21 protein-coding genes and 3 tRNA genes are annotated in these 23260 nt (G+C 32.7%); 18 read left to right on the forward strand and 6 right to left on the reverse strand.

Features of this window, described 5'->3' with window-relative positions:
- The 14 genes from ACH2BP_RS06595 to ACH2BP_RS06660 form a co-directional block, all read left to right on the forward strand.
- On the forward strand, positions 1-952 hold a 952-nt coding region (locus ACH2BP_RS06595), incomplete at its 5' end, for a hypothetical protein (protein ID WP_395058209.1).
- On the forward strand, positions 952-1914 hold the full coding sequence (locus ACH2BP_RS06600) for a DUF6712 family protein (protein ID WP_395058211.1): 963 nt from the start codon (positions 952-954) through the stop codon (positions 1912-1914). The genes ACH2BP_RS06595 and ACH2BP_RS06600, both read left to right, overlap by 1 nt.
- Positions 1915-1929: 15 nt before the next feature.
- A complete protein-coding gene (locus ACH2BP_RS06605; RefSeq protein ID WP_395058213.1) occupies positions 1930-2256 on the forward strand; it encodes a hypothetical protein in 327 nt (108 codons plus the stop codon).
- A complete protein-coding gene (locus ACH2BP_RS06610) occupies positions 2247-3122 on the forward strand; it encodes a hypothetical protein (RefSeq protein ID WP_395058215.1) in 876 nt (291 codons plus the stop codon). Before ACH2BP_RS06605 ends, ACH2BP_RS06610 begins: the two co-directional genes overlap by 10 nt.
- A complete protein-coding gene (locus ACH2BP_RS06615; protein WP_395058217.1) occupies positions 3119-3580 on the forward strand; it encodes a hypothetical protein in 462 nt (153 codons plus the stop codon). Before ACH2BP_RS06610 ends, ACH2BP_RS06615 begins: the two co-directional genes overlap by 4 nt.
- 33 nt (positions 3581-3613) lie before the next feature.
- Positions 3614-3814: a hypothetical protein gene (locus ACH2BP_RS06620; RefSeq protein ID WP_395058218.1), complete on the forward strand. Its 201-nt coding sequence runs from the start codon at positions 3614-3616 to the stop codon at positions 3812-3814.
- Positions 3792-4172 carry a hypothetical protein gene (locus tag ACH2BP_RS06625; RefSeq protein ID WP_395058219.1) on the forward strand — a complete coding sequence of 127 codons (381 nt, stop codon included), beginning with the start codon at positions 3792-3794 and terminating at the stop codon, positions 4170-4172. Before ACH2BP_RS06620 ends, ACH2BP_RS06625 begins: the two co-directional genes overlap by 23 nt.
- A 62-nt stretch (positions 4173-4234) precedes the next feature.
- Positions 4235-4417, forward strand: coding sequence for a hypothetical protein (locus tag ACH2BP_RS06630; RefSeq protein WP_395058220.1), 183 nt, complete (start codon positions 4235-4237; stop codon positions 4415-4417).
- A gap of 44 nt (positions 4418-4461) precedes the next feature.
- Positions 4462-5241, forward strand: coding sequence for a hypothetical protein (locus ACH2BP_RS06635; protein ID WP_395058221.1), 780 nt, complete (start codon positions 4462-4464; stop codon positions 5239-5241).
- Between the two features lie 340 nt (positions 5242-5581).
- Positions 5582-5890, forward strand: coding sequence for a hypothetical protein (locus ACH2BP_RS06640; protein WP_395058223.1), 309 nt, complete (start codon positions 5582-5584; stop codon positions 5888-5890).
- Positions 5883-6287, forward strand: coding sequence for a hypothetical protein (locus ACH2BP_RS06645; protein ID WP_395058225.1), 405 nt, complete (start codon positions 5883-5885; stop codon positions 6285-6287). The genes ACH2BP_RS06640 and ACH2BP_RS06645 overlap by 8 nt, the downstream gene beginning before the upstream one ends.
- A gap of 85 nt (positions 6288-6372) precedes the next feature.
- Positions 6373-10695 carry a phage tail tape measure protein gene (locus ACH2BP_RS06650; RefSeq protein ID WP_395058227.1) on the forward strand — a complete coding sequence of 1441 codons (4323 nt, stop codon included), beginning with the start codon at positions 6373-6375 and terminating at the stop codon, positions 10693-10695.
- 3 nt (positions 10696-10698) lie between these two features.
- On the forward strand, positions 10699-12339 hold the full coding sequence (locus tag ACH2BP_RS06655; protein ID WP_395058228.1) for a hypothetical protein: 1641 nt from the start codon (positions 10699-10701) through the stop codon (positions 12337-12339).
- Complete coding sequence (locus tag ACH2BP_RS06660; RefSeq protein ID WP_395058230.1) at positions 12317-14164, forward strand: hypothetical protein; 1848 nt, start codon at positions 12317-12319, stop codon at positions 14162-14164. Before ACH2BP_RS06655 ends, ACH2BP_RS06660 begins: the two co-directional genes overlap by 23 nt.
- Here ACH2BP_RS06660 and ACH2BP_RS06665 read toward each other — a convergent pair.
- The 4 genes from ACH2BP_RS06665 to ACH2BP_RS06680 all read right to left on the reverse strand — a co-directional run bounded on the left by ACH2BP_RS06665 (position 14161) and on the right by ACH2BP_RS06680 (position 15996).
- On the reverse strand, positions 14161-15303 hold the full coding sequence (locus ACH2BP_RS06665; protein ID WP_395058232.1) for a tyrosine-type recombinase/integrase: 1143 nt from the start codon (positions 15301-15303) through the stop codon (positions 14161-14163). The two genes, ACH2BP_RS06660 and ACH2BP_RS06665, sit on opposite strands and share 4 nt — an antisense overlap.
- 155 nt (positions 15304-15458) lie before the next feature.
- A tRNA-Arg gene (locus tag ACH2BP_RS06670) sits at positions 15459-15532 on the reverse strand.
- Positions 15533-15684: 152 nt separating this feature from the next.
- Positions 15685-15759: transfer RNA gene (locus tag ACH2BP_RS06675), tRNA-Pro, on the reverse strand.
- A gap of 150 nt (positions 15760-15909) precedes the next feature.
- Positions 15910-15996: transfer RNA gene (locus ACH2BP_RS06680), tRNA-Ser, on the reverse strand.
- Positions 15997-16251: 255 nt separating this feature from the next.
- Between ACH2BP_RS06680 and ACH2BP_RS06685 the strand changes: the two genes are divergently transcribed.
- The 3 genes from ACH2BP_RS06685 to ACH2BP_RS06695 all read left to right on the forward strand — a co-directional run bounded on the left by ACH2BP_RS06685 (position 16252) and on the right by ACH2BP_RS06695 (position 18832).
- Entirely contained in the window at positions 16252-17427 is a 1176-nt protein-coding gene (locus ACH2BP_RS06685) for an acetyl-CoA C-acyltransferase (RefSeq protein WP_395058234.1), read from the forward strand.
- A gap of 209 nt (positions 17428-17636) precedes the next feature.
- Entirely contained in the window at positions 17637-18398 is a 762-nt protein-coding gene (locus ACH2BP_RS06690) for an NlpC/P60 family protein (RefSeq protein ID WP_395058236.1), read from the forward strand.
- A 17-nt stretch (positions 18399-18415) separates the two neighbouring features.
- Positions 18416-18832, forward strand: a complete 417-nt coding sequence (locus ACH2BP_RS06695) for a thiol-disulfide oxidoreductase DCC family protein (protein WP_395058238.1) — start codon at positions 18416-18418, stop codon at positions 18830-18832.
- A 462-nt stretch (positions 18833-19294) separates the two neighbouring features.
- Here the strand turns inward: ACH2BP_RS06695 and ACH2BP_RS06700 are convergent, their stop codons facing one another.
- Entirely contained in the window at positions 19295-20023 is a 729-nt protein-coding gene (locus ACH2BP_RS06700; RefSeq protein ID WP_395058240.1) for a bacteriorhodopsin-like, read from the reverse strand.
- A gap of 110 nt (positions 20024-20133) precedes the next feature.
- On the opposite strand from ACH2BP_RS06700, the gene ACH2BP_RS06705 reads away from it, so the two are divergent.
- Entirely contained in the window at positions 20134-21027 is an 894-nt protein-coding gene (locus ACH2BP_RS06705) for a Brp/Blh family beta-carotene 15,15'-dioxygenase (RefSeq protein WP_395058242.1), read from the forward strand.
- A 97-nt stretch (positions 21028-21124) separates the two neighbouring features.
- Here the strand turns inward: ACH2BP_RS06705 and dnaK are convergent, their stop codons facing one another.
- Positions 21125-23005: a molecular chaperone DnaK gene (gene dnaK / locus ACH2BP_RS06710; RefSeq protein WP_395058244.1), complete on the reverse strand. Its 1881-nt coding sequence runs from the start codon at positions 23003-23005 to the stop codon at positions 21125-21127.
- Positions 23006-23260: the final 255 nt, after the last annotated feature.

A 23260-nucleotide genomic window follows, 5' to 3' on the forward strand; every position in this document is an offset into this window, starting at 1 on the left:
CATGTCTAAGCTGTTCCGTAATAAGGCAGGGCGTACAGGTGGTACAAATCAAATAGCTAAGTTAGAACACATACAATTACAAGAGGGGCGGTTGGCTTGTCATATATCATCAACCGACCTAACTCCTACACACATTGTCGTTACGGACTATTCATTTAGTACATTAGCATCTATCACAGGAATCAAAGTATATCCTATATTCAACAGGAACAACCCTTTCCTTAATCCTACATCAGCATCATACAGCAGTCAGTATACCTTTGGGGATAAGCATTACTCAACACCACCGTTATTTGGTTCATTAGAATGGTTACGTCGCTCTACGGCTACTCCTATAATATTTAAGGCTTTATCTAAAAACTCTATTAATGTTAAATACCATGTCGAAAGTCCTCAAGAGTTTTGGGATCGTGAAGAAAAGAGATTGAAAGATAATGCTGATAAAGCAGGAAGAGAATATAATGATGAAGAGATTGTGTCGTACCGCAAGAACTTCATGCGTGATTTGCTTAAAGTATTATCTGGCGATGAAAATTCAGGTAAACTATGGCATACAAGAAACATTATCGAAGTGCAGGGCACAAACATTGTTAGCCATGGCTGGAAGATTACACCTATCCCACAAAATATAAAGGATTTTGTACAAGCTCAAATACAAATATCTGAACGTGCAGATAGAGCGTTATCCGCTAACCTAGGAATGGGTCAAGGAATTAGTAATACTGGCGAAGCAGGCAAAGCAAATGGAGGCTCTGAACAAATATATGCTTATCAAAACTTTATGAATTCATCAGTAGATATTCCCGAGCGTGTTATCTGTCAAACGTTAAACGATGCCATCAAAGCAAACTTCCCAGATACCGATTTAAAAATCGGCTTTCACCGTAACCAAGCACAAACACTCTCTAATATTAATCCAGCAGATAGACCTGTAAACCAAAAAACTGTATAATGGAATTACTATTCAATAAAAACGGAACTGGCGGTGCTACCGAAATAAAAGAAATTTTAGGATTTACAGATGCTGATTTGAAATTTGTTACACTCAAACCAAAATTAACACCTGCAACCGATACTGTTATCGAATTAATCGGGCAACCATTATACGATAGTTTAGTAGGTATTTATAATGCAGTATCTCAATCGGCACCAGATAAAGAATTTCTTAACCGAGTACAGTATATCATATTGCTAGACGGTTATCGTAATTTATCAATGGATACAGATTTAGCACACACCAACAATGGGCGTGTTAATCGTGTAGAAGACAAACAAAAAATTGCTTTTGAATGGCAAATAGTCAATTCCAACAGAAAAATGGAACGTGACTATTACCGAGCGTTAGATTCATTAATTAAGTTTATGGACAAAAATGTATCTGGTTGGAAAGCAACTGATGCATTCAAACAAACTCACGATTTATTTATTCGTACCGCTTCCGAAATTGATGATTATTTCAATATAGATGGTTCAAGATTGCTTTTTATGAAACTTGCACCAGGAATAAGAAAAGCCGAACGAGAAGAGATTATTCCTAGAATTACAAAAACTCGTTTCGATGAATTAAAAACCAAATTAAAAACAAATACTGGCGATGAGGATTCAATTCTTCTAACCAAAATAAGAGAAGCAATCGTTTATAAAGCCTTGTCGTGGGGAATTCCTAGATTATCTACGCAATTATTTCCAGAAGGATTTTTAGAAGCTGCCGACAGCTCTCGTATGACAATATCAGCACGAAAATCAGTCGAAAAAACGCAAGCAGAAGCAATGTCGCAACGATTCGACAGAGATGCTAGGGACGCGTACATTCAAATAGAAAACTACATAAAATCATTAACCATTATTCCTCCGGGAGAAGTTCTACCAATTAAACCAGATTTCAAAACAGAAGACAATTTTGTCGACTGTTAACTAAATTCACTAACTATGAAAAATCCAATTACGTTATTCATCAACTGGATAAAAAAACAATTCCGAAAAAAAGAGTTCAACAAACGCCAAGACATTTACGATGATGTAATCAACAAATTAAAACCTGCTTTGGAAGAAAAATCCAAAAAACAACAGGATTTAATCAAAATCATAATAAATAATTTCGCAAAAGATACAGGAAACGGTTATGGTTCGGAATTTATTCCAACCAAACAAAAAAACAATATGCACGTTCTACAAATTATCGATCATAAATATGGCGAAAAAATGAGAGAACTAGATGTACGATTAACCTATGATTTGCGATTAGTATGCATATAATCGAATTTCCAGAACTAAAACTAACCAAATATTTGCCTACGGATTTATCCGAATGCGATTCTAGGCAATATATCGAGATGTCGGCTTTAATCTTCTATTTCCAAACTGGAATAGTCGATTATGAACAATTTAAAGTACACGCACTTTACAAACTTCTTGAAATGAAAGCGGTACGCAAAGGAATTGTAGATAATGAAAAATACTCACGAATTTACCAATACTCGGAGCTGTTAGATACATTTTTTGAAGAAAACGAAGAAAAAGAAAAAGTAATCAAGCAATATTACATTCATAATCCTGTACCAAAGTTCCGTGGGGCATTTCGTCAATTTTATGGACCATCTGATGATTTCGATAATATAAAGTTTGGCGAATATGTAGATGCACTAGAAGCATTCATCAATTTCAAACAAACAGGCGAACTAATTTACCTTTCTTCATTGTTAGCCGTAATGTATCGAAAAAAGGATTATTTTAATATAAATAAAAAAGACAAACGACAAATTTATAATCCAGACACCGTTTCCGAAAGAGCTAAATTCTTTCAACGCCAGCATATCGGAGTATTATATGGCTTCTACTTATATTTTGCTTCGTTCCAAAAATACTTAACCAGTGCAACACTATTCATACAAGGAAATGAAATTGACTTATCAATACTGTTTGAGAGCAAAAAATCAAAAGACGAAAGTAAGTTTCCTGGATTAGGAATGAAAGGTGTTTTACTTAGTATGGCAGAAAGTGGCGTTTACGGAACCGAACAAGGCGTTCGTGATACTTCACTATGGGAGGTTCTCATTCGTATGTACGATATAACCAAGCGCAGTCTCGACGAAGAAGCCGCTTACAAAAAACTAGAAAAATGATTCCATTAGAAAAAATAGAGCAATACGGAGCGCATTTATTAGCCGAAATTCCCGATTTAAAAAAGTTTTATCTCGTGGTTGACGATAGTCAAATAGTTAAAGTATTAAACGAGGTAAACGAAGATGATAATCTTATTTTAATTGGTTTTATACCATCTCATAAGTCCGAAGGAACAAACCAAGACAATGTACAAAATCGTGATTTTTCACTTTGGATGATACTCAACAAAATAGACCGTAACGATGGCCAAGAAGCTTTTATAACTTCATTCAAAAGAACACAGTTAGCAGCTGCTGCAATAGAGAAGCAAATGCTTATAGATAAACCCAACTTTGGAGGACAGTGTTCGCTTATGCGACAGCTCCAAGTAGCATCTATCGAAATTAATCCTGTTTGGGCATTAGCTGGTTGTGATGGCTACGAAATAAATTACCAATTACTAACGCCAATTTATTAAAAAGTTGTAATTTTGAATACTTATTTAAAAATTATGACAACAGAAGAAATTAACCAATTATTTGAAAAACAAATTTTTATCAAAGGAATTCATAAGACATTAGAAATTGATAAAAACCAAATGGCTAATTATCGCCGACGATGTAATGAGTTATCTTTAGGATTAAAATTAGAATTACTTTTGAAGATGAAGAGCATAAATATACAACCTAATGAGCCTAAGAGACCAACGTAACCAAACAGCCGACGATATTCTAAAAGGAGTATTTGTTTCTCGTGTGCTAAAAGAAGAAGGAAACGAGATAAATGCCGACATAAACAAAGTTATGGCATCAGTAGGTTTCGAGTCCTCATTTTGGCAGGATAAAACATTCTCGGTAACAGGGCAAAACACATTAGAGTATCGCCACAAACCACAGCATCGTTTTGCCGATATGAAAACCCGAAATACAAAAGAAGGAACCATACGCAAAAAACGCCATGCAATACACAACAAAATAATTTACGGGCATTTAAACGATATTGCACACCAGTTATCCTACGGATATACACAAGCAGTTGTAGCAGAGCTAAAGCAATTAGAAGATAAATAAGACAGTCAAAACAATATAGCACGGTTTTTGTAGTTTAATACTTTCAAAAAACATTGTAATTTATGACTACACAACCTGCTTCTTCTACCGAAGTTCTAGCTTTAAAAAAAGCTAACAAAACTTTCAAATTCTGGTACAACGTTCTTTTAGAAACCGAGTACATGAATGACCTCGAAAATCGAAAAGATTTTCAAACAGCAATACAAACAATAGCAGATTCTTACAAAAAGAAGAAGGAGGTTTAACCTCTTTTTTTTATATATTTACAATCTAACTTAAAAAATATGCTATGACAACATTCTTATTTGTTTTATTTGCTTTTGTTATTATTTTTATAATTACAAGCATTTACAGAAAGCGTTTATCGGAAAGTAAATTAACGCCCGAAGAAATTAATTATAAAGTTAAACCTATTGGAAAAATATTTCTTGCTTTTTTAATTATTGGAATAATAGCTATAAATTTTAGCGGTTATTTTCCAACAGAAGAAGAAAAAGAATTAAAAAAACAAGAATTAATTGCAAAAAACAGTATCGAATATGAACTCAAACCAGGTGCGGTTAAGTTTAATGAATTTATAAAAGATAAAAAGGATAGTTTAGCGCTTGCTCAAGCTATTTATTTAGCTGAAACTTATGCTGATGACGGAATCACGCATTACGCTAACAATATTAAAATATATCTAAAAAATAAAGGATATGATTATGATAGTATTCAAAAAGACAGTAATGATATTTTAGAAACTAAAAATAGTTCATCTTCTATATCTTCAAATTATTCCTCTTCATATATAAATTCAACTGATGATGCAAATCCTTGTGTAATGTCAGAAGATTTTATTAAAAAAGATTTATACAATCCTACAACAGCAGATTTTTCAATGTTTGATTGTTCCACTGAAAGAAACTCAGACGGAACATATACTATTTTAAGAAAAATAAGTGCTAAAAACTCACTTGGAGTAGAAAAAGAATATATATATAAATTAAAATTAGGATTTAAAGGTGGTAATTGGGTAGATATTTCAAATTGGGATTTAATCAATATGCGTTCAGAAGAATATAGATAAATGAACCACTACTACAAACGTTTCAAAGACCCATACTGGTGGCTCGTCGTTCTAATGTCATTTATAATTTTGATATTAGTTTCAGTATTTAATGAAAAATAATATAAAAAGTTACATCAAACGATGTAACTTTTTGTTTGTATGTGTATTTACACATTTTTTTCTTTGTCATTTAAAATTACATTTGTACGTTTGCTGTGCAGAATCAAAATAAGTATAATGATCACAGTAAATAATCCAGCCCACCCTTTTGGAAGTATCGGTTCGACCGATATAATCTTCAAGTTCGCTTGTTTTGGTTCTGCAGCCAATATGGGTGGGTTTCTTATATCTTTTAAAAATGCAGAACCAAAAAAAACAGGACACAAAGTTTCTAAACTTTGTCCCTAACCTATTAACAGGGTTAAAATCAGTAGATGCCAACAGGTATCACGAAATCGCACAATTTCTAAAAACAGCTTTTCTAGAGCTGTCAGAACACGACCTATTCGATGACCCAACGTATCGCAGGCAATGGGCGGACAACATTTGTGTTATCGAATCTTTATCGGTTCCTTTCGAAAGTTACAACAACCAAGAACTATCTATGTCAATCGATATTTCGTTATTGATATTAGATAAAAAAAGAAAGGAGGTTTCTAATGGATAATCACGAAATAAAAATCATTTACCCAAAAGGAATGCGTGTAACCCTAAAAGGAACTACATTTCGCAAAGCAGTACAAATCGCACTAGAAAATAACAATGTAATTCCGGACGAACCACTAAAAATGATTTTCCTAAGCACTGGCAAAATATTGTTTTTAGACAAAAATGCTTTTTCTTCCTATCTCGATGGCAGCATCACCCAAAAAGAACTTATCGAACTAACCGAGTGCGATGAGTTATATCGAAATAATGACGATATGCAAGTAAACGACCACTATATAGACAAAGGCAGTTTATGGAAAGCCCGAAAACAAGAAGCCATTCTAATTGATGATGATGTTTATGTTTTCACAAAGCTAGATCTAAATATTTTTGAAGTCGTCGAGCCAAACTTATAACCAACCCAAACGCCACTAACCAGTGGCGTTTTTCATGTCTTAAAATTTGAGTTTTTCAATCGTAAAATTGACAAAATTTACTACCATGGCTAAGACTCTTACAGACGAAGATATTAAGTTAAATATTATCATAAACGGTAATACTGCCCAAAAAGAATTATTCGATTTGGAAAAATCTACGCGTAAACTTACCGAGGAAAACAAAGGATTGCTACTTCAAAAAAGGTTATTAGAAAAACAAGGGAAGCAAGAGTCGGAACAATACAAACTCCTAACTGCAACCATTAAGGAAAATTCATCTTCAATCAATCAAAATAAAATTAAGATGAATGAACTTCAGAAGGAAATCGGTATTACTGGTTTAACTATGAAGCAGTTATCTGACCGTGCAAATATTCTAAAATTATCTCTTCGTAATACAATACCAGGAAGTGAAGCACATCAAAAATACACAGCCGAACTAACTCAAATTACAGGAAGAATAAACGAACTAAACGGTAAAGCTAAAACCGCAGGTTTTTCTATTAGTTCTATGGCAGATTCTTTCAATAAGTATAGTGCACTAGGCGCAACGGTTATTGCTGGGCTTACAGGTGTTGTTTTGTCTGTACAAAAAATAATAGACATAAACGGTAAACTTTCAGATGCTCAGGCAGATGTTATGAAAACCACAGGAATGACAAAAACCGAAGTCGATGAGTTAACCAAGTCATTCGGTATGTTAGAAACACGTACTTCAAGAATAGATTTACTTAAAATAGCCGAACAAGGTGGGCGTTTGGGCGTGCCAAAAGCCGAAATTCAAGACTTTGTAAAAACAATGAATATGGCAGCCGTTTCCCTTGGTGATTCATTTACAGGCGGTGTCGACGAAGTAGCTGAAAAATTAGGAAAAATAAAGTTTCTATTCAAAGAAACTAAAGATATGGGAGTCGAAGAAGCTTATAATTCTATTGGTTCTGCAATAAATGATTTAGGAGCAAACGGAACAGCATCTGAGGCTAATATCGCCGAATTTACCAAACGTATTGGTTCGCTAACTGATGTTCTAAAACCAACCGTACAGGAAACATTGGCTTTAGGAACGGCATTTGAAGAATCGGGTATCGAAGCGGAAACATCATCGAGAGCGTATAATATATTTATGAAGCAAGCCAGTACTGAAAGTAGCAAGTTTGCCAAAGTCATGGGTATATCTAAAAAAGCAGTCGAGGATATGATCGATACAAATCCTATGGATTTTATGCTCCAATTCTCTAAAGGAATGAATGGGATGAATGCCACTGAGGTTGCTAAAACTTTAGATTATTTAGGTATCAATGCCGATGGTGCAAATAAGGTTATTGGTGCCATGGGTAACAATTTCGAACGTTTCCACGAATTAATCGATTTGTCTAATAATTCCTTTGCTTCAGGGTCTAGTTTAATAAATGAATACAATATTAAAAATGAAACTCTTGGTGCTACATTAGAAAAAATAAGCAAAAGAATATCTGGATTATTTTCTTCTGAGGAATTCATCAATTTTTTAAGTAAAGCCGTTCAATGGATTTCTAAATTTATTGGAGCATCAGAAGATGCAGACGGTTCTGTAACCGCTTGGAGAAGTACTTTAGTTTTTCTAGCAAAAGTAATTGCAATTGTAACGGCTGCATTAATAACCAATACGGCTTGGCAAAGGCTTTGTGCATTAAGTACAAAAGAAGCTTGGGAAGCCTCTAAGCTTTATACTATTGGCGAAAAAGCCAGAGCATTTGCAACAGGAATTACTACTATTGCAACTCAGGCACAGGCATTGGCTGTAGCCTTAGCGACAGGAAATACTATTGCTGCAAAAGAAGCAGTAAATGCATTAACACTAGCTATGAAAACTACCCCTTGGGGCTTCATCCTTTCGGCACTTGCTGCTGTTGCAGTTGCTTATGTTGCGTTTTCTGATAAAGTAAGTATTGCGGCTGAAGTTCAAAAAACATTAGCTGATATTCATACAGAAGCCACTAAGAGTATTGCTAAAGAAAAATCTGAATTAGAACTTTTGACTAGAGTTTCTCAAGACGAAACCATATCTAAAGAAAAAAGATTAGAAGCTATAAAGAAACTGAATGACATTATTCCTGATTATATAGGAACATTGACTCTTGAAAATATTAAAAATCAAGAAGGAATTAATATTCTAAAAAAATATACCGAAGAAATATATAAAAATGCACGTGCTAGAGCAGTTCAGTCTAAATATGATAAATTAATTGAGGAAAAGGTAGGTATTGAATCTAAACCACTTAGTGAGTATCAATCAAGTACTTCAAAATTTTTCAGTGGAGATAAGGCAAAAGATTTTACTAATGAAGATGATATTAAAAAAGCAGCGCGTGAATTTACCTTAAAATTAAATGGCTCAAACGGTAAAAAAATAGTCGAAAATTCAAAAGAATTTTATTCTTTAATGGATTTGACTTTTAATAACATGAAGTCAGAAGTACAATCTTATTTAGATGATAAGGCTCAAGAACTTGCTTTAAAAGATGCTCAAATTAAAGCGTTAGAACCTGAAATAACTAAGGACACAGTTGCTAATCTAGGAAAAGACAAACCTGCTGAAAAATCAAATTATATTGTTCCAGGAGGAAAAGAAGATGGTAAAGCCAAAGCAGAAAAAAAAGACCCAAATAGTACCGATGAAGAAATAGCTAGGCTCAAGTATGAAAATGACGCTAAGTACAAAGATTTATTATTAAAAGCGCAACGCCAGTTTGAAGATGATAAGTTAGCTACAATGGCTGACGGTTACGAAAAAGAATTACTTCTTGAAAACCAACGTTATCAGCGTGAAATTTCTGACTTAGAAAAACAAAAAGTACATACAGATGAACTTGTAAAACTAGACGAAGACATAGCTAAAGCAAAAGAAGCAAAAGACATAAAAAAATACAATGCGCTTATTGAAATCAAAAAAGGATGGGGCGAAAAAAATAAAAATATAGATGACCAAATTAATAAAATTGAAGAAGGTAAACTTGCACTTCATAATCTAAAATTAGGAAAAATAGAAGACGATGCAGCGACAAAAAAACTAGCTGATAGCAAGAAAGCCTACGATAGGGAAAAAGCATTAAGGGAAACGCAATTTATAGATGAGCTTAATGGTGTAACAACACTGGCTCAAGCCAAAGAAAAATTAAAAAACACGCTTTCAGGTGCTGAACTTGCCCAGATAAAAACTTTATCCCAAGCAAAAAAAGAATTACAAGATCAGTTTAACGAAAAAGAATTAGTAAAACAAAAAGAACATCTTTTAGATTTAGTTGCACAACTAAATACGATTATGACTTCTAAATCATTCAAAGGAATCGATTTAGAATTTCTAACACCCGAAATGCGTGAAGAATTTCAAAAGCAAATCGAGGATTTAAAAAGGCAAATTGCCGAACTAAACAAAGTTATTGAAGGTAACGATGAAGAAGATGCTGAAAAAAAGAAAAAAGCAAGACAAGAAAGAATTGCAAAAATAGTAAGTGATGCACAAGCCATCGTTACAGCATTAATGAATACTTGGAGTGCCTATTACGACTATATGGCTGCCAAAGAAAACGCACAGCTAAAAGTATTTACAATTGCTGCCGACAAAAAGAAAGTAGCGTTAAAAAGACAACTCGATGCAGGTTATATAAGCCAAACACAATACAACAGAAAAGTTGCAAAAATCGACAAAGAAGTCGATGACAAAAAGTTTGAAATAGAACTAAAACAAGCCAAGCGTAAAAAAGCAATGGATATTGTAAACACTGTAATTAATACCGCTGTTGCAATCATGCAGGCTTACGGACAATTAGGACCTATCGGAGGAACAATCGCTGCGGTTCTAATTGGAGCTATGGGAGCGTTACAAATAGCAACTATATCTAGTACAGCATTACCAGTAAAAGGTTACGAAGATGGGTTATATCCCGAAGAAGTAACAAGACAACAAGACGGCAAAAAGTTTCGCTCATCTGGCACCTCAAAAATGCAAACAGGATTATTTACCAAGCCAAGAATATTAGTTGGCGAAGGACCAGGTGACACACCCGAAATGGTAATCGACAAACGTTCCTATGCGCAAATATCACCACAGGTAAAAGAAGCTTTAATACGTGAACTTAATGGTGTTCGTGGCTTCGAAAAAGGTTATTACAAAAACGATGTTCTTTATTCAGGAAACACCAGTCCTGTTGCACCAACATCTAATAATAATGAATCTAAAATTATGGAAATGGCTATGGGAATGATGGCAGAAAACATGTCATTAATGAAAGATTTAAGAGAAAATGGGCTAATAGCTCAAGTTTCAAACAAGGATTTAAAATCTATGAAAAATCTAAAAGATGGTATCAGTGATTTTGAAGCATTAAGAAATAAAAATAAAAACTAAGTTATGAATATAAATATAATTTCTAGAGTAAATGGTTTTGATGGAAGCGGAAGTACATTAGTTCCGTTTTCTTGGCAATTTCAAATTAGCGAATCAGATGCACTTATAGCTTTAGTATCTCCGTCTAAAATTAAAGTGGTTACGCCTTTGGGAACAAAATTAATATCAGATGAAGTATATGGAGGACCTAGCTCGTTTCTATCTGATTGGTTTCTTTCTAAAAGTATTTTAGATAATAACTATTATTTGTGGATGATTCCTTCTTCTTCATCTTTTTTATTAAGTTTAACCAGTATAAATGATGTTACTTTATTTACTATTTCGGTAGATGATTTACATTTTGAAGGCGTTAAAAACTTCAAAGAACCAATCCCACAGCTAATAGATGAAACGTATGCTTTCAATTTCACTATCGAGGCATCTCCTTGGCTAATTGTAACACCAAATACAGGAACTGGCGCAACAATATTAACCATAGTTCCCCAACCTACAGCAAGTATGACCGCAGGAGAATATGTAGGTTATGTGAATATAAAAAATGGAGCAACTATTATAAGTACTATCAATGTTACCTATTCTCTTTATGATTTTGTAGAATCTCCCTACGAACTTGGAGAGAAAGCTTTCACATTAGACACCAAATATTTCAATTTCAAAAGCGCCAATTCCGATACTTATTTTCAAACTAATGCAATAATTAAAGTATATGATTTTTTTACTAATACATCAAAAATATTTCAAGTCCCCCAAAAAGTAGTAACTTTTGAAACTACTGCAAAATTAAATTTAGGAAGAATAATTCATCGACTAATGCGAAGATTTGCTACTGTAAATATTAATGAGTTGCAATATAAGTTTACCGAGCTTCAACTAAATGTAATTGAAAAGTTAATTTTAAATGATACCGTAGTCAAAAATGTAACTTCCGATGTTATTTATTTCGTTGCAGGACTCAGCAAAGAAATCACAAATATTGGGTTTCTAGATATTAACCCAAAACCAAATCGAGTAACTACAAATAGTTTTGCATATCTAAATATTTTAATTCCTAGCGGAACATATGTATTAAAAATTTTTAAAAACAATGCCCATATTCCCTTAGAAACAATCGTTTTACCAAATTCTGACGGTAAAATTATTACTAAAAAAATACTGTTTGATTCCTATAATCAAGGAGATATAATTGATGTTGTTTTAGACAATACAACTACGCCATTAGATTCACCACCAACAAAAAGATATTTAGTATTTCCAGAAGGAAAATATTCTTGTATGGTAGTTTGGGAAAATGAATATCTATTACAATCTGCAACCGAAAGTACAGGAGGTTATACTATAAAAACTGATATCGAAATTCAATCACAAAAAGTATATAAAGATTTTGTCGAAATTTTAGAAAATTTAAGCACCTCGAAAGAAGTAAAATTGAATATAAGTACTGGTTGGTTAGCAAAAACGGATATTGATTCGATAGAAAGTTTGATGCGTAGTAAAAAAGCATGGCTAATAAAAAATAATCAAATAATAAACCTTCGTACTATTGGTAAATCAATACTAAACGAAGATTCAGACCGTGAACTAATAGATTTTAATTTAGAATTTCAAATAAACAGATCATACGATGAGGAAACTTATTCACTCTAAATTTGAATTGGATTTATCCAATTTCAGAATATCCGATACTGAGGAAAACAATTGGTTTTCTGACGTGTTTTTTACAAAATATTCATTCCCTTTCGAAATAGATTTAACCGATGACTTAGATGTAGCTTTCGGATTTATATCGTTATACAATTCATCAAGTAGAGAAACTTATTACGAACTTAAATATGTACACGGTGATAAAATTGAAGATGCGGTATTTGAAATAGAACAACATCAAACCAAACTAAGCTGTACGTTGCGTTTTGGTTTCGAACAACTCCCTAGTTTTGATAAGAAATTATCGGAACTTTCATTACAAAAATTAGCCCTTCCTTCCGGAACAGATATTTACGAACATGCCGAAACTATCATACCTCAAACGTGGCCTGCGGTAAATTATAATTTTCCACAAGTGCATATAGATAAAATAGATTCTTCAGAAGAATTATGGGCTTTCTTTGATGGTAAAATAAATAGTCGAAAAGATGGTGCTTTTCTAATTAATGATATGGATGTTCCAAATTCTATATTTAGAAATAGAAACATTATGCAACCATTACCTTATTTATTTCATGTTCTAGAAAGGGGAATGGCTGATGCTAATTTAGTTTTAGCAGGAGAAATACTTGATGATGAAGATTTAAAAAAAGTTACCTTATATGCAGATGTAGAATATTACAAAAAATATTTAGACGAAAGTCTTATTATATATAAAGAATCATTCGAAAATATACCCCCAGTAATCGATTATTATAATGGCATACCGATGGAAGTTAGGTATTATAAAGCTTCAGCTACAATTATTAATGCGGGTGTGTATAAACTTACGGGTAAAATTGCACTTCATCGTTTTACAAATAGTGATAGGAAATCAAGGATTACAATAAAATATAGAGATACAGTATTAAAACATATAGTTCGAGATGCATATAGAGAGCTTCAGTACCAAAGTTTTAATTTTAACTTTCAAACAATAAATGATTTAAATCCTCATGAAATTACAGTGGAAGTTTTTACTGGGCCATATAGATTAGGACTAGACGCTCCTATTATAGATTTGGAAATTAATCCAGTTACTTTATTTGATGCAAACGTAACCGTGATCTCTACTATTATTAATATAAACAAGATTGATTTAACAAAGACCGTTGCAGATATTACTTTTGGTGATATTATTAGAAATATTAAAAACTGGTACAATTATGATTTAACTGTAGAGGGAAATCTTGCTATTATGAATAAGGTTGAATCTCAAATAAATTATGAAGATGCAATATCATTTCAAAGATTTGAGGTTAAAAATCCAATCAGAAAACTAAAACAAGGAAATTCTTATTTATTAAAATTTCAAGATGTAGAAAGCAACATACATACATTTTCTCCTGTATTTCAAGACAGAAATAGTATTGTAAATTCGGGATATAAAGTAACCGAAAAGACAAATACTATTGAAATAAACGCGCTTCCTCTACCTTTGCTTACACGAAACGGCTCACAAACAGCGCATGCGTTTGAGTCTGGAGCAGAAAAGTTATATTTTGTTATTTACGACGGTTTAGTAAATGGTAATAATGTTTCAAAAATAAACACTAATTATCTTCTGCCAATAGTTCATGAAAATAATTGGCGAAAATGGATGAATTTGAGAATAAATTCTCAAGCGTTTAGTTGGTCTTTCAAATCTTTTAATGAAGATATTTTTTTACTAAAAACAAAAGTAAAACTATTCTGCTATGACAATTATCATGTTGTAAAAACTATTAATAAAACCGAAATTAAACCAGACTTATTTGAAATTACCATTGAAACCGAAACATTAGATTAATCCCAGGGTAGCTTGTCTAACAAAAAGATTTCTTTATTAGCTTCTGCCTGAACAATGTGTACGTAAACCATTGTTTGGGTTATCGAAGCATGAGATAAAAGCATTTGTAACATTTCTACCTTTCCGCCCATTTTTAGGAATAATGTAGCAAATGTATGCCGACCAACGTGCATTGTGACCTTTTTAGTTATCCCAATAACTGACATTATTTTTTTAAGTTCATCATTCAAATGTTGGTCGGCAAATTTTGTAACAAATAAATTAGGACATTCATGTATTATTTTTTTAGCATTATCATTTAGAGCTAAATTTTTGTCTTTATTATTTTTGACAGTAATCAATGAAAAATCGTTTTGCATTAACTGATTTCTATTTAATTTTTGAATATTAGAAACTCTCAAACCAGTCATGCATGAAAATAAAAAATAACCTAAAATCAATTTATAACTAGGATTTATAAAAGTCGATTTATAAAAATCAAAACATTTTTTCATTTCAAAAGCATCAAGATAAGTACGATTTCCATTCATATTTCCCACCTTAATATCGTCCAAATCAAACAATAATTTAATCCCGTTTTTTTGTGCTAACCCAAGAAATTTTTTAATCGATGCAAAATTAGAATTAATGGTAGTGTCCATATTTCCTTTTTTATTTTTAAGATGATTTCTGTAATTATTTAACCAGGATAAATCCAGTTGATTAAATGGAATATAATTTTGATATTCCTCAATTTTTAGCATAACAGAATGATGACGATTATAGCTTCCGTCTGTAAATTTAGATTTCTCCTCTTCTAAAGCTTGTTTAAAAAACGCAACGAAATTAACTCGACTAAGTTTATCTAAGTATTCTCGTTCAAGAATTTTAGGCGTAATAGGAAGGTTTGAAAGGCGATAAACCGTTTTAACATTAGTCAATTTACTATCTATATTATCAAGAATTAAGTTAGTATCACAAAATTCAGATTTAGAATGATTAAGCCTTTGAAACTTTTCATTCCATAGTTTAGCATCAACATATATGTTAAGATGAATTCTCACTCTAGGAGAATTACAACCAGTAATATGTAAATACACTGGCGACAAACCAAAAGCATTTGGTTCTTTTCTAATTTTAAAATTTGTTCTTAGTGACACGGAGTTTTTCTTTGTGTCAACCAGCGTGTCAAAAATCCTGTCTGAATGGGTAAATAGCATAAATCAAAGTTGTTAAAAAATAAACAAAAAAGCACATAACACAAGGTTTCCCTAGTATTGTGTGCTTACAATGATTTGCTTTTTCAAGCATTCTGTGATCGCGCCAGGATTCGAACCTGGGACCTACTCATTAGAAGTGAGTTGCTCTATCCAGCTGAGCTACGCAACCTTAAAAATTTATTCAGTGACAACGAAAAGTTGTCGGGGTGGTCTCGTTTTTTAACGAGACGTCTTCCTTTTGTCGGGGTTGTCTCGTTTTTAAACGAGACGTCCTCCTTATGTCGGGGTGATCTCGTTTTTGAACGAGACGTCCTCCTTATGTCGGGGTGGCAGGATTCGAACCTGCGGTCTCCTGCTCCCAAAGCAGGCGCGATAACCGGGCTACGCTACACCCCGAAAATATTTTACACTAATATTTTAAAGAACTTTTACTAAATAGAATATATACTATAAACATATTAAGCAATTTAAGGTTTTTGTCAAGGTCTTCCCGCTTCAGGCGGGACGCGATAACCGGGCTACGCTACACCCCGAAAGCAAAAAAAGCGGAGAGTAAGGGATTCGAACCCTTGGTACAGTTACCCATACGCTTGTTTAGCAAACAAGTCCTTTCGGCCACTCAGGCAACTCTCCAATAAAGAATTAAATTCTTCCTTTTAAGCGGTTGCAAATGTAGGGCATCAAACGAATATTACCAACTTTTTGTTTGTTTATTTTTATTTTTTTTATTTTAAAATTTTAAAACATTTAATAATCAACATTATACATCAAAACTGAACTTATAATTTAAAATTAAATAATCCTAAAACTCAAAAAAAAGTCATTAAGAAGTCCAAAATCTTTTTAAAATTAGTAAATTCGCGATTGTAATTTAAGAATATTTCAAAAATGAAAAAAGTAGTTATAGTATCAGCAGTTCGTACTCCTATTGGAAGTTTTATGGGAGCATTATCTAGCGTTCCTGCACCACAATTGGGTGCAATTACCATCAAAGGTGCATTAAATAAAATAAATCTTGATCCAGCTTTAGTAAATGAAGTATATATGGGTAACGTAGTACAAGCCGGTGTTGGACAAGCTCCTGCTAGACAAGCCGCTATTTTTGCTGGTTTATCTAACGATGTAGCCTGTACAACTATAAATAAAGTATGTGCTTCTGGAATGAAATCGGTTATGTTAGGCGCACAAGCAATTATGTGTGGTGATGCAGAAATAGTTGTAGCTGGTGGTATGGAAAACATGAGTATGATTCCACATTATGTTCATTTAAGAAATGGCGTAAAATTTGGACCAACTTCTATGCTTGACGGAATGCAAAAAGACGGATTGGTTGATGCTTATGACCAACAAGCCATGGGTGTTTTTGCCGATTTATGTGCTACAGAATATAAAATCACTAGAGAAGACCAAGATAACTTTGCCATTCAATCATACGAGCGTTCATCAAAAGCTTGGGATGCTGGAAAATTTGATAACGAAATTGTTCCTGTAACCATTCCACAAAGAAAAGGTGATCCAATCGTAGTTTCTAAAGATGAAGAATATACTAATGTAAAATTAGATAGAATTCCAACTCTAAACGCAGTTTTCACCAAAGACGGAACGGTTACTGCAGCCAATGCTTCTACTATAAATGATGGTGCAGCAGCCATGGTGTTAATGAGTGAAGAAAAAGCATTAGCAATGGGATTAAAGCCATTAGCTTACATAAAAGGTTACGCAGATGCAGCGCAAGAGCCTAAATGGTTTACTACTGCACCAGCAAAAGCATTACCAATCGCTTTAGATAAAGCAGGTTTATCTAAATCAGACGTAGATTTCTTCGAATTCAACGAAGCTTTTTCAGTTGTAGGATTAGCAAACGCTCAAATTCTTGGTTTAGATAACACAAAAATTAATGTAAATGGTGGTGCTGTTTCTTTAGGTCATCCGCTTGGATGTTCTGGAGCGAGAATCATTGTTACTTTGATCAATGTTCTTCAGCAAAATGACGCAAAAATTGGTGCAGCTGCTATTTGTAATGGTGGTGGTGGTGCATCGGCAATTGTTATAGAAAGAGCTTAATTAATTTTGAATGACGAACTTTATATTTTAAATATTTAAAAATTATAGTTCTCTCCTAGCCCTGATTGAAGTGAAAATCCTTTTTGTTTTTTTTAAACAAAAAGATTGAAGCGTAAAGCAGGAATAGCTTCAAATGAAAATAATATAAATGATGAATTTTGAATTTAAAACAATTCAAAATTCATCATTTAAAATTTAAAATAATTTTAATGTTTGGAATTTGTAATTTAGCCAATATCCCTTTACGAATAGAACCTAGCGACCGAAGTGAATTGGTTTCTCAGGTCTTGTTTGGCGAACATTTTACTGTTTTAGAAAAAAATCAGAAATGGTCTAAAATCCATTTGTTTTTTGATGATTACGAAGGCTGGGTCGATAACAAACAGTTTGCAGAAATTACTGAAGAACAATTTGAACAACTATCAAAAGACAGCATTGTTTTAAACTCTGATTTGATAGAATATATTACTTCTCCTAAAAATTTATTAATACCTATTCCACTTGGAGCTTCATTATCTTTTTTGAATTATGAAACAATAAATACGGAGAATTTTTCTTTTGAAGGACTAAGAATAAGCGGAATAAAACCAAAATCGAATCTTATAAATACTGCTTTTATGTATATGAATGCACCGTATTTGTGGGGTGGAAAAACTCCTTTTGGGATTGATTGTTCTGGATTTACACAAATGGTTTATAAGTTAAATGGTTACAAATTATTTCGTGATGCATCACAACAAGCAGGTCAAGGAGAAGCGTTAAGTTTTATCGAAGAAAGTGAACCTGGAGATTTGGCTTTTTTTGATAATGAAGAAGGAAATATTATACATGTTGGTATTATCATGGACGATAATTATATCATTCACGCCAGCGGAAAAGTTCGCATAGATAGACTGGATCATCTTGGAATTTATAATGCAGAAGTAAATAAACACACGCATAAATTAAGAGTTATTAAGAAGATTATTTAAATCCTAATAAATAATTTATGGAAGGAATACCAAATGACAAAAAAATAATTCTCTTTGATGGTGTTTGCAATTTATGCAATTCGTCTGTTCAATATGTCATAAAACATGATAAGAAAGATAACTTTAGATTTGTTGCTATCCAATCCGAATTAGGACAAAAAATCATAAAACATATAGGAATTTCTCAAAAAAATATAGATAGTGTTATTTTTTATAATCCTGGAAAAGTCTATTACTACAAATCGTCTGCGGCTTTAGAAATTGCAAAAAGTCTTGGCGGAATTTTTACTTATGCTACTATTTTCAGAATTATTCCGTCAGGAATAAGAGATTTTCTTTATGATTATATTGCTAAAAATCGTTACAAATGGTTTGGTAAAAATGAATCTTGTATGATTCCCACGCCCGAATTAAAATCTAAATTTTTGGGTTAAATATTTTTTTTCAATTTTAGAATATAAAAGATTTGTTTAAATTCTTCAAATTCTGCATCTCGAACATCATTTCCTTGTTTGTTTATTATAAATTTAAACCTTTATTTCTAATTCTGTCTATTATTTCAGAAATCGATTATGTATTATCCTAAAATGTATTTTAGTTATTTTGTAGTAGTTTTTTAGTTCGACAACACTTTTGTTCTTGAAGCTACATACAAATTATAGAAACAGTTGATACTAAAACCTATGTTTTAATTTGGTTATTGATCGGGCTAAAAACAGTTTACAAAAAAAAGAAAAGATGAGAAATAACATTTTCTAAAGTTAATTTAAAAGGAGTTTAAAACTAAAATAATATATGATACAAAGTGAATGTATTCATTTTCAAAAAATAAATAGTCTAAAAAAAAACCGGGCTATCACTAGCCCGATTCTTAAAAAAAAGAAAGAAAGTTAAAATTAATTGCTTTGTGATTTTAATGCTAAGTTGTAAACCACAAGTCCAAAACCAATTTTATTAATTGCATCTGCAATATTGTAAACCACATCAATGTTAAGGCCTAGTCCATGAATACCATTATACCAACCGTCAGTTCCTAACATATATCCTAATGGATATATTGACCATCCGACTAATACAAACCAGCATAATATTTTATGTGCTGCCAAAACATTTCCGCCTGCCTGTGCTGCTATTTTAGAAGCATTTCCAAGCCAGATTTCATACACAATTACAAAATAAGCAATACCTGAGATTAATCCCCACAACCAAGCATTTGGTCTATCTACCGCTTCTCCAAAATAACCAGTAACCAACATCACTAGTGATAAAATTATCATTTTCCACATCAATGATTGCTTTGCACCTGCAACTTTCAAGATTAAGAAAAACTCAACACACATTAAAGGAACAGTTAATGTCCAGTCCACATAACGAAAAAATGTAGGTGATTCCTGGAACGTAGCCCAATAATCCCTCATGTAAAAATAATGTACGGCAGCAATGAAAGTAATCAATCCTGAAACTAATACCGAAGTGCGCCATTTTTTATCAAATTGATTTAATGATAAAAAGAAAAATGCAGAAGCAGCCATCATGGCCATGCAACCTACAAAGAAAGTAAATCCTACATAATCTGTAGGTAACAATCTTGCAACTAATCCTGGGATAAACATAAAATTTGTCATAAATAAATAAGGTTAAATGATTTTGTTTAATCAAATGTACAAAAAGTTAAACGATAAAATGTCATTTTGTTTAATTTTTTTTTATTAATTTTAAACAAAATATAAAATTCATGTCTAAATATTCAAGTATCTCAATAGTTGTAAGCTTTTTTGGCCTATGGATTGATTCTTTTTTTTCACATCAGGTTCAAATTATAATCGGATTTTTATTAATATTTTCATTTGGAATCTTACATGGTGCAAATGATCTGCTGCTAATAGAAAATATCAAGGAGAAAAAAGACCCAATTCCTTTCTTTAAAATAGTAAGTTATTATGCACTTGTAGTTTTAGGTGGTGCACTTTTATTTTATTTATTGCCGTGGTTAGTATTAGTTCTGTTCCTTATAGTGAGTGCTTATCATTTTGGGGAACAGCAATGGCAGAGTCTAAATCAAAAAGCATCGAAACGGTTTTCAGTACTATTTCAATTCATTTATGGTGCAACTATTTTGTTTTTGCTATTTGCTTTTCACCTCCATGAAGTCCAGAAAATTATATTTCAGATAACAAAAATTTCAATTAATACTCTCCACATAATAACAGCTCTGAAAATAATTGTGGCCATTTTATTTATATCAGGGATCTATTTGTATTTGAAATTTGATACATTACGCAAACTGCTTTTAACAGAAACTTTATATTTATTGATATTTATTATTATTTTTAAATCTTCAAGTTTGATATGGGGATTTGCCTTGTACTTCGTCTTGTGGCACAGTATTCCTTCTATAATTGATCAAACAAAATTCCTTTATGGTAATTATTCCTTTGAGCTTTTTATTACCTATTGCAAGTCGGCATTGTTGTATTGGGGAATTTCAATTTTGGGGATTTCAGTTCTCTATTTAGTGTTTAAGCAAGAACAATTATTTAATGCCTTATTTTTTTCCTTTTTAGCGGCGATAACATTTCCGCATGCCATAGTCATTACAAAAATGTTTAGTGACAAAGACAAGGCTTAACTAAAAAATTAATGACAAAAAAAAACCGCTCACAAAGGTGAACGGTTTTCTAAATGAACAGTAAAGATTCACCAATGTGTATCTCTACAGAAATTTATTATTTTACTTCTTCAAATTCTACATCTTGAACATCGTCTCCTTGTGCGTCAGCTTGTGGCTGTGCTTGTTGACCTTGTTCTCCTTGAGCATACATTGCTTCTGTAGCTGTTTTCCAAGCTGCATTTACATTGTCCAATCCTTTTTGAATAGCTTCTAGATCTTGAGATTGGTGCGCCATTCTCAATTCTGTCAATGCATATTCAATTGCAGTTTTGTGATCGTCAGTGATTTTATCAGCTAGCTCTTTCAATTGTGTTTCCGTTTGGAAAATTAAACTGTCAGCTTCGTTGATTTTTTCTACTCTTTCTCTTGCGATTTTGTCAGCTCCAGCGTTAGCTTCAGCATCTTTTTTCATTCTTTCGATTTCTTCAGATGTTAATCCAGAAGAAGCTTCGATACGAATATCGTGAGATTTACCAGTTCCTTTGTCAGTTGCAGAAACTTTGATGATACCATTAGCATCAATATCAAAAGTTACTTCAATTTGTGGAACTCCTCTTGGTGCTGGTGGAATACCGTCCAAGTTGAAACGACCAATTGTTTTGTTATCAACAGCCATAGCTCTTGCACCTTGAAGAACGTGTAGTTCAACAGTTGGTTGAGAATCTGCAGCAGTAGAGAAAATTTGTGATTTTTTAGTTGGAATAGTTGTGTTAGACTCGATTAAAATTGTCATAACTCCACCCATAGTTTCGATACCTAAAGATAAAGGTGTAACGTCTAACAACAATACATCTTTTACATCTCCAGAAAGAACTCCACCTTGAATAGCTGCTCCAATTGCAACAACCTCATCAGGATTTACTCCTTTAGATGCTTTTTTACCGAAGAATTTTTCAACTTCGTCAGCAATTCTTGGCATTCTTGTAGAACCTCCAACAAGGATAACTTCGTCGATATCTTTTACAGTTAATCCAGCATCTTTTAATGCTTTAGCAACTGGCTCCATAGAACGTTTTACTAAAGTATCAGATAATTGCTCGAATTTAGCTCTTGTTAATTTTTTAACTAAGTGTTTTGGTCCAGAAGCAGTAGCTGTAACGTATGGTAAGTTGATTTCTGTTTCAGCAGAAGATGACAACTCGATTTTAGCTTTTTCAGCCGCTTCTTTAATTCTTTGTAATGACATTGGGTCAAGACGCAAGTCAATTCCTTCTTCAGCTTTAAATTCATCTGCCAACCAGTCAATAATTGTTTGGTCAAAATCATCACCACCTAAGTGAGTATCTCCATTTGTAGAAAGAACTTCAAAAACTCCGTCTCCTAATTCAAGGATAGAAATATCGAAAGTACCTCCACCTAAATCGTAAACTGCGATTTTTTGGTCGATACCTTTTTTGTCTAATCCGTAAGCTAATGCCGCAGCAGTAGGCTCATTTATAATTCTCATTACTTTAAGACCTGCAATTTCTCCAGCTTCTTTCGTCGCTTGACGTTGCGCATCGTTAAAGTAAGCAGGTACAGTAATAACTGCTTCTGTAACTGTTTGACCTAAATAGTCTTCAGCAGTTTTTTTCATTTTTTGAAGTGTCATAGCTGACAATTCTTGAGCAGAATATAAACGACCATCAATATCCACACGTGGTGTATTGTTATCACCTTTTACTACTGAATAAGGTACTCTTTTTGCTTCTTCAGTAATTTCACCAAAAGAATGTCCCATAAAACGTTTGATAGATGCAACTGTTTTAGTTGGGTTTGTAACTGCTTGTCTTTTTGCAGGATCTCCTACTTTGATTTCTCCACCTTCTACAAACGCAATGATAGATGGTGTTGTTCTTTTACCTTCAGCATTAGGAATTACTACTGCTTCTTGTCCTTCCATAACAGATACGCAAGAGTTTGTTGTACCTAAATCGATTCCGATAATCTTTCCCATTTTTATTATATTTAATTATTGTGTAATTCGTTTTTAATAACTTGAGTTGCTATAGTCAAGTTTTGTGCCAATAAAAAAGTAGCTATGTAATTGTCAGTTTTATAGGTTATTGGCGGAAAACAATATGACAAGATGGCATTTTTATTTATAATATCCGACTTTCCATTGGGAAATACTTTCAAATAATCTTACAACATTATCTCATAATTATGTAAATTTTTTATCGTTAAAAACCCCACCTTTATAGTTAACTTT

The organism is Flavobacterium sp. (genome assembly GCF_043756175.1).
Lineage (GTDB): Bacteria > Bacteroidota > Bacteroidia > Flavobacteriales > Flavobacteriaceae > Flavobacterium.